Raw genomic sequence first — 11823 nt, forward strand, 5'->3', positions numbered from 1 at the left:
CCATATTTGTTCGCTACCGCTGCGTCGACTTTGCATTCTGGATATTGAGATCATGCTCAAATTACTCTGCGCCGGGGCGTCCGCGCTGGCGCTGACAAGCTCTTGTTTCGCCAACGATGCCGCACCGACTGACAAGTCTCAGACCGTCAGGCCGCAATATGTGATCATTTCGTTCGATGGCGCGCTCCATCTGGAGCAGTGGCAGCGCAGCCGCGCAATCGCCGAAAAGACCGGTGCGCGCTTTACCTATTTCCTCTCCTGCGTCTACCTGCTCTCGCCGGAGACCCGCAAAACCTATCAGGCGCCGGGCATGTCACGCGGGCGCTCGAATGTGGGCAGCGGTTACAGCCGTGAGGATGTCGAGGGCCGGCTCGGCCAGATCTGGACCGCCCGCTCCGAGGGTCATGAAATCGCCAGCCATGGCTGCGGGCATTTCGACGGCAAGGACTGGAACGCGGCCGACTGGGGCCAGGAGTTCGACGAATTCAGCAATATCGTCGCCAATGCCTGGAAGCTCAACGAGATCGAAGGCGAGCCGAAAGAGTGGCAGGATTTCGCCCGCAACGAAATCCACGGCTTCCGCGCGCCCTACCTCTCCACCAACAAGGGCCTGTTCCAGACTCTCGCTCAAAAGGGTTTTGCCTATGACGCCAGCACCGTGTCGCGCGGGCCTGCCCTGCCGAAAGCGCGTGGCGGCGTCGTGCGCTTTTCGCTTCCGCTGATCCCGGAGGGGCCACGCGAGAGGCAGGTCATCGCCATGGACTACAATCTTTATGTCCGCCATTCCGGCGGCAAGGAGAAGCCCGAGGCGGCCCCGGCCTTCGAGAAGCGCACCCATGATGCATTCATGGCGTCCTTCAAGAAGGAGTATGATGGCCGCCGCACACCCCTCCAGCTCGGCTTCCACTTCACCCTCATGAATGACGGCGCGTACTGGGATGCACTTGAGCGTTTCGCCGGCGACGTTTGCGGCATGGATGACGTGAAATGCGTGAGCTACCGCGATTATCTGGCGGCCACCCAAAAGACCGAAGCCCCGCCCGCACAGGGCGGCACCTGATTGAACCAGAAAGGCCCCGGCGCTTCGCACCGGGGCCTTTTCGTGTCCTTCAGATGCTTTACCAAATCAGGCGGCGACGGGCGTTCTGACCTTTTCGTTGCGGATGAAATATCGCGAACCCTCCTTCTTGGAAGACTTGCTAAAGCCAATTTCAACGTCTCGATCGAGTTTCACCATGATCTCCAAAAGCTTCTCCAGGGAGAAGCCTCGCAGCTTTCCGTTCTTGAGTGCTGAGATCTTCGGTTGTGGCAGCCCCAGGAGCTCGGAGGCCTGGACTTGAGTCAGATGGCGATGGAGCAGGATCGAATTGATCTGGCCAACAATGGCTGCTTTCAGCTTCAGCTCGGGTGCATCTTCAAGGCCGAGATCGGCGAAGACGTTGCCACTTCCGACCTCAACCTCCAATGGGGACTGATCTTCGATCATCTCTTTTTCCTTTCCACTTTCTCTGCCGCAGCGAGTTCCTGCTTCACCCTGCTCAGTCTGGCTTTGATCAAATCGATGTCGGGCTTCGGTGTCTTGATCCCGGTCTTCGATTTCTTCTGAAACGAGTGCAGGACATAGATGTCCTCTCCAAGCTTCACGGCGTATACGGAACGATAGGTGTCGCCATCATGGTCCGCTACAATCTCGAAAACACCTGCACCCAGTCCGCTCATGGACTTGGTGTAGTCTGCCTTCCGGCCCATCTGCGCCTCGCTCAATGCGTATCCAACCTGCGTTCGGACATCCGTAGGGAAATCGAGCAGGCGCTTCTTCGAGTCGTAGAGCCACTTGATGGATCGTTCCTGCTTCCGCGCCAATCTCCCACCCCTCCATTTATACCAAAATAGGTATATCTTTTTTGTCTGTCAAAACCTTTCTGCGCAACCGCATCCCTTGGATAGAAAACACGTCGACCTGTTTAGCGAGATCATTGGCCACTTCGCCCCAAAAACGAAACCCGGAGTGCTCCTTGTTGCCTCAGCATAAACTGCGGGAAGTTCGAACTTCCTACAGAACGGGGACCCAAATGGATGACCGGACGCGCGCACTACGTCACAAAAAGGCCCCGGCGCTTCGCACCGGGGCCTTCTCTTAAGGCGAAGACCGAAATTTAGTTCCCGGCCGCCCGCTCGCTCATCAGCGCCTTGTAGGTCGCATAAAGCATGACCACGAGCAGGATCGCGAACGGGAAGCCGGTCGCAATCGCACCGGCCTGAAGCGCGGCCAGCCCGCCGCCGAGCAACAGCACGATCGCCACCAGCCCTTCAAACAGCGCCCAGAAGACACGCTGCGCGACCGGAGCATCGATCTTGCCACCGGCAGTGATCGTGTCGATCACCAGCGAGCCCGAATCCGAAGACGTTACGAAGAAGACGATCACCAGAATGATGCCGATCAGCGAGCTGATGCTGGCCAGCGGCAGATCAGCCAGCATCGCGAACAGCGAAAGCTCCGGCACATAGTCCACCACCGTCTGCTGAACGCCCGTATAGCCTTCTGCAAGAAACTGGTTCATGGCCGTGCCGCCGAACGTGGTCATCCAGAGGATGGAAACCAGTGTCGGAATGATCAGCACGCAGACGATGAACTCACGCACCGTGCGCCCCTTCGAGACGCGGGCGATGAACATGCCCACAAAAGGCGACCAGGAAATCCACCACGCCCAGTAGAACGTGGTCCAGCCATGCATGAAGCCGGTGTCTTCACGGCCGATCCAGTTCGAAAGCTGCGGCAGCTCCTTCACATAGGACCATGTGTTGGAGAAGAAGCCGGTGATGATCGCCAGCGTCGGGCCGAAGATGATGACGAAGCCCAGAAGAAGGATGGCGAGCACCATGTTGATCTCGGAGAGGCGCTTCACGCCCGCATCGAGCCCCGCCACCACGGACACCAGCGCCACGCCGGTAATGCACATTATGAGCAGAACCTTGACCGTGTCGGTGTTGGGAACGCCGTAAAGCTCGTTGAGGCCGGCCAGCGCCTGCGACGCACCGAACCCCAGCGATGTGGCCAGACCGAACAGCGTGGCGAACACCGCCATGATGTCGATCAGATGCCCCGCCCAGCCGCGCACGCGTTCTCCCAGAATGGGAAAGAAGGCGGAGCGAATGGAGAGCGGCAGACCCTTGTTGTAGGCCGCAAGCGAAAGCGAAAGCGCCAGAACCGCGTAGATCGCCCAGGGGTGAAGCCCCCAGTGGAAGATGGTCGCCGCCATGCCCATTTCGCGGGCGGCCGGAACCGCTTCCGCAACCAGCTGTCCGTCGACAACCGGCGGGGTGAGGCCGAGCGGCGGATTGTTGAAATGATACATCGGCTCAAGCACGCCGAAGAACATCAGGCCAATGCCCATGCCAGCGGCAAACAGCATCGCGAACCAGCCGGAATAGGAATATTCGGGCACGGCGTCCTTGCCGCCCAGCCTGACCTTTCCGAGTGGCGTCAACGCCACCACAATGCAGAACAGAACAAACAGATTGGCCGAAAGCATGAAGACCCAGTCAAAGGTCGAGGTCAGCCAGACCCTGAGACCGCCAAGCGCGTCGCCGGCGATATCGCGAAAAATCAGCGTGACGATCACAAATGCGACGATCAGCACGGCGGAAATGAAGAATACGGGATTGTGAACATCAAGACCAAGCAGACGGACATTGTCTTGCCCCGGCTCGAGTCCGTGGTCCTCCTCAATGACTTGATTTGACATGTTTCACTCCATCTCTGTCCGAGGGCTGGAAGCAAACGACAGTATGGCCGCCCACCACCGGAGCGCTCCTCCACAGGAGAAAACTTGGCCCAAAAGCGCCATCGCACATGGTCTGTATGCGACCTCAACGGTGTGGATTGAGACCAGAATCAGTCAAATAGTCGGCTAGCGGAACACGGCAAGTTCAACAAAAGGGGTGATTCTCGCCCAAATGCCTGCTTCGCCTTCGGAACCACCTCCGTTTGAACGGGGGAATTCACAGAATTAGGATTTAAATCGTCACAAACTATGCTTGTGATACCGAGTTTTGCCGGATTTCATGTGCATGGTATACGGCGATAGGGACATTGTTATATCAGACAGCTTCAAGCGGAACCAAATTGGCTTTCGAAGCTTATGATCAAGAAAAGAGTTGGAGAGGTTTTATGAAAAAGTCACTGCTTATCGTTCCGGCGCTGCTTCTGGGCGTTGCGGCCTGCACCCCCACCCAGCAGGGCGCAGCCTTCGGTGGCGCCAGCGGCGCAGCCATCGGCGCGCTCGCTTCCGGCAACAAGGTTGAAGGCGCACTCATCGGCGGCGCAGTCGGCACCGTGGCCGGCGCTCTGGTCGGTCGTTCGCAGGAAAACAGAAACGTCTGCGTCTACCGCGACGAGTATGGCCGCCGCTACGAAGCGCGCTGCCCGCAGGGTTACTGATCTGACTGGCAGCGCCCCGCGCTGCCCCTTAAAATCTGCAAAGGCCGGGATGCACACGCATCCCGGCCTTTCTCTTGTCCGGATCACCCGATCCGTCATGCCTGCCCGTCATGACTACAAGACCCGCTTCCCCATGGTTCGCGCTTCTTCGCGGCGATGAATTGACTTTTGTCAATCACCATGAATAATGTCGAAAGGAGGCGCGGAATGGCTTATCGTCCGGCAGAACAGATCATACACAAGGCCGCCTGGCTTTATTACACGCACGGCCTGCGTCAGGACGAGGTTGCGCAGCGGCTGAACATTTCGCGCGCGTCCGTGGCGCTTTATCTGCGCAAGGCGCGCGAAGCCGGCATCGTCAACATCTCCACCTCCACGCATCTCTTCAGCGGCGAGCGTCTTGCCCGCCAGATGGAAGACGCGTTCGGGCTTGAGACCGTCTGGCTCGTCGGCGAAGATGCGCTTTCGCCCTCTCCTCCTTCAGAGATCCCCACGCTTGCCGCCAATGTGTTTCTGGAGATGGTCGAGAATGGTAACCAGGTCTGCGTTGCCTGGGGCCGCACCGTGTACGACATCGCCGATGCAATGAGCTACGCCGACCGTGAGGGCGTCACGGTGGTGGAGATGTGCGGCAATCTCGGCTCGCCCTATGCCTACCGTCCCGACCAGTGCACCATGGAGATTGCCCGCCGGCTGAACGCCAAGGGTCTGAATTTCTACGCCCCGCTGGTGCTCAGCACCGAAGAGCTGGCGCGCGCCCTGCGCGAGGAGCCGGTCATCCGCGAACAGCTCGACGGGATCAGCGCCTGCGACATGGCGCTCTTCACGGTCGGCGCGCTGGACGCCGACAGCCATGTCATCAAATGCGGCGCGCTCAGCCTTGAAGAGCTTGAACGGCTGAAAACAATGGGCGCGACCGGCGTCATTGCCGGGCAGATCATCACCGCCGACGGCACCCTGCTCGACTGCGATTACAACCGGCGCATGATCTCTGCCGATTTCGACGCCATCCGCGCCATTCCCCGGCGGCTCATGGTGGTGCAGGAGGACGAGAAGTTCGAGCCCCTGCAGGCCGCCATCGCCGGCCGTTTCTTCACCCATCTGGTGACCACGTCATCCATGGCGACGAAGCTTCTGAAGCACCACACCGCCAGTGAACCCACGCTGGCCTGATCAACGCCAACCTGACCCACCCCGGCCTGATTGACGCCGGCAAGCGCAAACCTTCAAGACACGTACAGGACAGACATGCAGAACCTCTGGAAAGACAGCGAAGCCGAAAAGCTTGTCGAGCACTATGCGCAGAAGGGCGTCGCACGCGACCTGGCGCTGCGCGTCTACACGACCCGTCTTCTGGGCGGCGAGCCACGCCTCGTGCTGCATGGCGGCGGCAACACCTCGCTGAAAAGCCGCGCCACCGACATTCTGGGCCGCGAATATGATGTTCTGTGCGTCAAGGGCAGCGGCTGGGACATGGGCGTGATCGAGCCACAGGGCCTGCCTGCCGTGAAGATGGACGCGCTTCTGGCCGCCCGCGAACTGCCCTCCCTGTCGGATGAAGACATGGTGGCGATGCAGCGTGCAAACCTCATCGATCCGGGTTCTCCCAACCCGTCCATCGAAACGCTTCTGCACGCCTTCCTGCCGCACAAATTCGTCGACCACACCCATTCCACCGCGATCCTCGCACTGGTTGACCAGGAAGATTCCGAAGCGCTCTGCAAGAAGGTCTTCGGCGACCGGCTCGGCTTCGTGTCCTACATCAAGCCGGGCTTCGACCTCGCCAAGGAAGCCGCCGACATCTATGACGCAAACCCGTCCGTCGAGGGCCTGATCCTCGACAAGCACGGCATCTTCACCTTCGCCGAGGACGCAAAGACGGCCTACGATCTCATGATCGAGTTCGTCACCATGGCCGAGGATTATGTCGCCGGGCACGGCAAGACGCCGTTCAACCCGGTGGCGCTGCCGAAGGAACTCGCCACCCCGTCGCAGATCATGCCCTATCTGCGTGGCGCAATCGCCATCGATGAGGGCGAAGGCAAATATGGCCGCATGGTCTGCGACTTCCGCACCTCGCCAAAGATCCTCGACTATGTGAACGCCGACACCGCCGAAGAGCTCGCCACCCGCGGCGTCTCCACGCCGGATCTTTCGATCCGCATCAAGACCGGCCCCATGGTTCTGCCCGCCCCCGAGGCCGGCAAGCTCGACGCCTATGGCAAGATCATCCGCGAAAAGGTTGCCGCGTTCTCGGACCGCTACAAGGACTATTTCGAGACCAACAACGCCACCGACGATGTCGAACGCACCATGCTCGACACCATGCCACGCCTGACGCTGGTGCGCGGTCTCGGTCTCATCGGCCATGGCCGCAGCATGAAGGAAGCGAAGATCGCCGCCGATGTGGGCGAAATGCTGGTGGAAGCCGTCACCGGCGCCGAGGCCATCGGCTCTTTCCATCCGCTGGCGCTCTCCGACCTCTTCGAGCTTGAATACTGGTCTCTCGAACAGGCCAAGCTCGCGTCCAACAAGCCCAAGCCGTTGTCCGGCCAGGTCACGCTGGTAACCGGCGGCGCCGGTGCAATCGGCGCAGCCACGGCGAAGCTGTTTGCCTCGCAGGGCGCGCATGTGGTCGTCGTCGACATGCATGCCGACAAGGCCGGGGATGTGGCCAAATCCATTGGCAATGGCGCAATCGGCATCGGCGCGGACGTGACCGACGCGACCGCCGTGCGCGCCGCCTTCGACAGGGCGCGTGATGTGTTCGGCGGCGTCGACATCGTGGTCTCCAACGCGGGTGCTGCCTGGGAAGGCAAGATCGGTGAGCTGGAAGACGCCACGCTGCGCCAGAGCTTTGAGCTCAATTTCTTCGCCCATCAGAGCGTGGCGCAGAACGCGGTGCGCCTCTTCAAACAGCAGGGCACCGGCGGCGTGCTGCTCTTCAACGCCTCCAAACAGGCGGTCAATCCGGGAGCGAATTTCGGCGCTTACGGGCTGCCCAAGGCGGCAACGCTGTTCCTTTCGCGGCAATATGCGCTGGATTACGGCTCCATCGGCGTGCGTTCCAACGCGGTCAACGCCGACCGCATCCGTTCCGGCCTCCTCACCAACGAGATGATCGCCAACCGCTCCACCGCGCGCGGCGTCTCGGAGAGGGACTATATGGGCGGCAATCTTCTCGGCCTTGAAGTGCGCGCCGAAGACGTGGCGCAGGCTTTCCTGAACCACGCCCTTGCCGAACGCACCACCGCCGACGTCACCACCGTCGACGGCGGCAACATCGCAGCCGCCCTGCGGTAAGGACGCCGACATACGGGCATTGGCCGTTCCGGCATGGCCCCTCGGGTCAAAGCCCGAGGGTGACGAATGGCAGGAGTGGTGGCGTCAATCCCGGATGCCGACGATCTGCATCCTCCCGCCCCACCTATTCGTCATGCCCGGCCCCCGAGCCGGGTATCCATGCCTGAACGGCAGAACAAGAAGGCAGCCCAAGAGCCGCGCTTTCCTTCTCCCCGCCAGCGGGGAGAAGGTGCCGGCAAGCGGATGAGGGGCGAGCGCCAACGCTCACAGCATCGCACCCGCCATCCCGCCCTCGCCCTTCGACGCGCTCAGGATGAGGGCTTTCGTCGCGGCGTCACCCCAAAACACGCCCGCACCCTTCAAGCCGCCATACGTCCCCCTGCCCTTTCCCTCATCCTGAGCTTGTCGAAGGACGAGGGAAAGGGCACGCACATCATCTTCGCGCAACATCGCACCCGCCCTGCAGTAAGGACGCCGGCATACGGGCATTGGCCGTTCCGACATGGACCCTCGGGTCAAAGCCCGAGGGTGACGAATGGCAGGAGTGGTGGCGTCAACCGCGGATGCCGACGAGCTGCATCCTCCCTCCCCCGTTCGTCATGCCCGCCCCCCGAGCCGGGTATCCATGCCTGAACGACAAAACAAAAAGGGCAGCCCAAGAGCCGCGCTTTCCTTCTCCCCGCCAGCGGGGAGAAGGTGCCGGCAGGCGGATGAGGGGCGCACGCCAACGCTCACAAGATCGCACCCGCCATCCCGCCCTCGCCCTTCGATGCGCTCAGGATGAGGGCTTGCGTTGCAGCGTCATCACAAAACACACCCGCTACCCTTCAAGCCGCCATACGTCCCCCCTGCCCTTTCCCTCATCCTGAGCTTGTCGAAGGGCGGAGGAAAAGGCACGCACATCATCTCCGCGCAATATCCCACCCGCCCTGCGGTAAGGACGCCGGCATACGGGCATTGGCCATTCCGGCATGGCCCCTCGGGTCAGAGCCCGAGGGTGACGAATGGCAGGAGTGGTGGCGTCAATCTCGGATGCCGAAGATTTGCATCCTCCCTCCCCCCGTTCGTCATGCCCGCCCCCCGAGCCCGGCATCCATGCCTGAACGGCAGAACAAGAAGGGCAGCCCAAGAGCCGCGCTTTCCTTCTCCCCGCCAGCGGGGAGAAGGTGCCGGCAGGCGGATGAGGGGCGCACGCCAACGCGCACAGCATCGCACCCGCCATCCCGCCCTCGCCCTTCGACGCGCTCAGGATGAGGGCTTTCGTCGCGGTGTCATCACAAAACACGCCCGCACCCTTCAAGCCGCCCCCCCCCCCTCTCCCTGCCCTTTCCCTCATCCTGAGCCTGTCGAAGGGCGGAGGGAAAAGGCACGCACATCATCTCCGCGCGACATCGCACCCACCCTGCGATAAGGACGCCGGCATACGGGCATTGGCCGTTCCGGCATGGACCCTCGGGTCAGAGCCCGAGGGTGACGAATGGCAGGAGTGGTGGCGTCAATCGCGGATACCGAAGATTTGCATCCTCCCTCCCCCCCCCGTTCGTCATGCCCGGCCCCCGAGCCGGGTATCCATGCCTGAAAGGCAAATCAAAAAGGGCAGCCCAACAGCCGCGCTTTCCTTCTCCCCGCCAGCGGGGAGAAGGTGCCGGCAGGCGGATGAGGGGCGCACGCCAACGCTCACAAGATCGCACCCGCCATCCCGCCCTCGCCCTTCGACGCGCTCAGGATGAGGGCTTGCGTTGTCATATCATCGCGAAACATGCCTCCCGGCTTCCAGCCGCACCCCGTATCCCTGCCCTTTCCCTCATCCTGAGCTTGTCGAAGGGCGGAGGAAAGGGCACGCACCACCATCTCCGCGCGAACAAAAAGGGCGGCCCGCAAGCCGCCCTTTCCATTCCACCCCACGCACTGCCTCAGTCGCGCGCAGGCAGCGGCATCCAGTCCGGCACCGCCACATCGGCATGCGCGAACTGCGGCATCTTTGCCGAGAGATCGTCCATGTTCTTGATGTCGCCGTCGTTGAGCGCCTGCTGCGTGATCAGCGTCGGCGGAACGATGACGCTCTTGCCCGGCTCCTCGCCGGCCAGAAGCATGGCGAGCGCGCGCACCGAGACCTCGCCCACAACGGCAGGGTTCGTGGCGGCGGTGGCAACCCAGGCGCTGCCCGGCTCACGCATGGCCGAAATATCGGCCGTCGAAACGTCAGCCGAATAGATCTTGATGCCATCGGAAAGGCCGGCCTCGTCCACGGCGATCTTCACGCCCTTGGCGAACTCGTCATAGGGCGCGAACATGACCTGGATGTCCGGATTTGCCGTCACCACCGAGCGCGCCTGATTGGCGACCGAGTTGGCGATCGGATTGTCGAGCGTGCCGAACTGCGCCACTTCCTCGATGCCCGGATATTTTTCCTTGAATTCGCGCCAGGTCTCGTCGCGGCGGTCGAGCGGTGCAATGCCGGCCACATAAACATAGCCGGCCTTCCACGCTTCGCCATTGTCGGCAACGGCCTGCTCCAGCGCCAGACGCGCCAGATCCCGGTCGGACTGCTCGATCTGCGGGATCGCATCATTTTCAACATTCACGTCGAAGGCCACGACCTTGATGCCCGCATCGACGGCGCGCTGGGCGGCCTCCTTCATGGATTCGGTCAGGCCGTGCTGGATGATGATGCCATCAACGCCAAGCGCAATCGCCTGATCCACCATGTCGGCCTGAAGCGCGGCGTCCTGGCGGCTGTCGAGCACGCGCAGGTTCACACCCAGCGCCTCGGACTGCTTTTCCACGCCCGAAAGATAAGCCTGAAAGAAGTCGCCCGTGGAAAGATAGCGCACCAGCGCAATCTCCACATCACCCGGATTGTCGAACGGCGCGGGCTTGTCCTGTGCGCCGGCGGCTGCCGGCAGAAGCATGGTCGCCCCGGCCAGCGCCACGGCCATCTTGCCCAGAAGTCTGCGTGAAATTTCCATACTCTTTCTCCTCCACTGCCTGTTTGCTTTTGAACGGGCGCTACCGGGCATTCCTCCCAAGCAGCGCAAAGGTGAAGATCAGAGCGATGACGAGCACCGCGCCCTTGACGAAATCCTGCGTGTAATACGGCACGTTCATCATGGTGAGCCCCTGCAGGAGCACGCCCACGAACAGCGCCCCGATGGCCGTTCCGAACGCGTTCGGCTTGGCTGCACCCAGCACCGCAAAACCGATCAGCGCCGCCGCCACCGCATCCAGAAGCAGATTGTTGCCCGATGCGATGTCGCCGCGCCCAAGGCGCGCGGCCAGAAGAATGCCGCCGATGGAGGCGAAGACGCCCGAGATCACATAGGCCCAGATGCGGTAGGCCTTGACCGGCGCGCCGGCAAACTCCGCAGCGCGCGCATTCGATCCCACCGCATACATCATGCGGCCAAACCGCGTGTATTCGAGGAAGAACCAGATCAGGATCGCCAGCACGATCAGCACCACCACCGAGGCCGGCACGAGGTTCTCCATGAAGAGATCGAACCGGTGCCGCCCGAGCGCCAGAAAGGCCTGGCTGAACGTGCCCTCGGCGGTCGAGCCGTCGGGCAGCGTCATGCCGGTTGCGATGGAGCGCCCTTCGGTCGGAATGCGCTGCAGACCGATCAGCAGGAACATCATGCCGAGCGTCGCCAGAAGATCGGGCACGCGCATGTAGCAGATGATCAAACCGTTGATCAGCCCGACCAGCGCGCCGATGGCGAGACACACCAGAACCGCCACCAGTGCGTTCTGCTCCAGCACCACCATCACATAGGCCGCCGCCATCATGGAGCTTGTGGCGATGGAGCCGATGGAAAGGTCGAAACCGCCCACCACCAGCGTCGCCGTCACGCCGAGCGCCAGAATGCCGGTGATCGAAACGGATTGCAGGATGAAGACCGCCGCCTGCGGCGAGGTGAAGCCACGCGTCGCAAGCGAGAAGAAAATGATCAGCCCCACAAGCAGGCTCAAAAAGCCATAGCGGATTGCCAGCTCGCGCAGCGAGCGGCCGTCCTTCGGCTGCGCCAGCGCCTCAGCCGGGGTTTCAACCGGGGTCTTGTCCGCCGTACGGCTGTCCATTC

General features: G+C 61.8%; 9 protein-coding genes. 4 read left to right on the plus strand and 5 right to left on the minus strand.

The window, feature by feature from the left end; translation table 11 throughout:
• The first annotated feature begins 52 nt into the window (after positions 1-52).
• Complete coding sequence (locus tag ACRTG1_RS17825) at positions 53-1060, plus strand: polysaccharide deacetylase (RefSeq protein WP_432516754.1); 1008 nt, start codon at positions 53-55, stop codon at positions 1058-1060.
• Between the two features lie 66 nt (positions 1061-1126).
• On the opposite strand, the gene ACRTG1_RS17830 is transcribed toward ACRTG1_RS17825, so the two are convergent.
• From ACRTG1_RS17830 to ACRTG1_RS17840, 3 genes are all read right to left on the minus strand, one after another.
• The gene (locus ACRTG1_RS17830; RefSeq protein WP_206547224.1) at positions 1127-1486 is read right to left on the minus strand and encodes a helix-turn-helix domain-containing protein; all 360 of its coding nucleotides are present in this window, start codon (positions 1484-1486) and stop codon (positions 1127-1129) included.
• The gene (locus ACRTG1_RS17835; protein ID WP_206547223.1) at positions 1483-1863 is read right to left on the minus strand and encodes a type II toxin-antitoxin system RelE/ParE family toxin; all 381 of its coding nucleotides are present in this window, start codon (positions 1861-1863) and stop codon (positions 1483-1485) included. The genes ACRTG1_RS17830 and ACRTG1_RS17835 overlap by 4 nt, the downstream gene beginning before the upstream one ends.
• 293 nt (positions 1864-2156) lie before the next feature.
• On the minus strand, positions 2157-3746 hold the full coding sequence (locus ACRTG1_RS17840; protein WP_206554072.1) for a BCCT family transporter: 1590 nt from the start codon (positions 3744-3746) through the stop codon (positions 2157-2159).
• Between the two features lie 425 nt (positions 3747-4171).
• Between ACRTG1_RS17840 and ACRTG1_RS17845 the strand changes: the two genes are divergently transcribed.
• From ACRTG1_RS17845 to ACRTG1_RS17855, 3 genes are all read left to right on the plus strand, one after another.
• Positions 4172-4441, plus strand: coding sequence for a YMGG-like glycine zipper-containing protein (locus ACRTG1_RS17845; protein WP_113154475.1), 270 nt, complete (start codon positions 4172-4174; stop codon positions 4439-4441).
• A 207-nt stretch (positions 4442-4648) separates the two neighbouring features.
• The gene (locus tag ACRTG1_RS17850) at positions 4649-5614 is read left to right on the plus strand and encodes a sugar-binding transcriptional regulator (RefSeq protein ID WP_113154474.1); all 966 of its coding nucleotides are present in this window, start codon (positions 4649-4651) and stop codon (positions 5612-5614) included.
• 75 nt (positions 5615-5689) lie between these two features.
• Positions 5690-7744 carry a bifunctional aldolase/short-chain dehydrogenase gene (locus ACRTG1_RS17855; protein ID WP_432516755.1) on the plus strand — a complete coding sequence of 685 codons (2055 nt, stop codon included), beginning with the start codon at positions 5690-5692 and terminating at the stop codon, positions 7742-7744.
• 1913 nt (positions 7745-9657) lie between these two features.
• Here the strand turns inward: ACRTG1_RS17855 and ACRTG1_RS17860 are convergent.
• Both ACRTG1_RS17860 and ACRTG1_RS17865 read right to left on the minus strand, forming a co-directional pair.
• Complete coding sequence (locus ACRTG1_RS17860) at positions 9658-10713, minus strand: substrate-binding domain-containing protein (RefSeq protein WP_113154472.1); 1056 nt, start codon at positions 10711-10713, stop codon at positions 9658-9660.
• 40 nt (positions 10714-10753) lie between these two features.
• Positions 10754-11821 carry an ABC transporter permease gene (locus tag ACRTG1_RS17865; protein ID WP_222473835.1) on the minus strand — a complete coding sequence of 356 codons (1068 nt, stop codon included), beginning with the start codon at positions 11819-11821 and terminating at the stop codon, positions 10754-10756.
• Positions 11822-11823: the final 2 nt, after the last annotated feature.

Source organism: Nitratireductor sp. PBL-C9, assembly GCF_050877045.1.
Lineage (GTDB): Bacteria > Pseudomonadota > Alphaproteobacteria > Rhizobiales > Rhizobiaceae > Nitratireductor > Nitratireductor aquimarinus.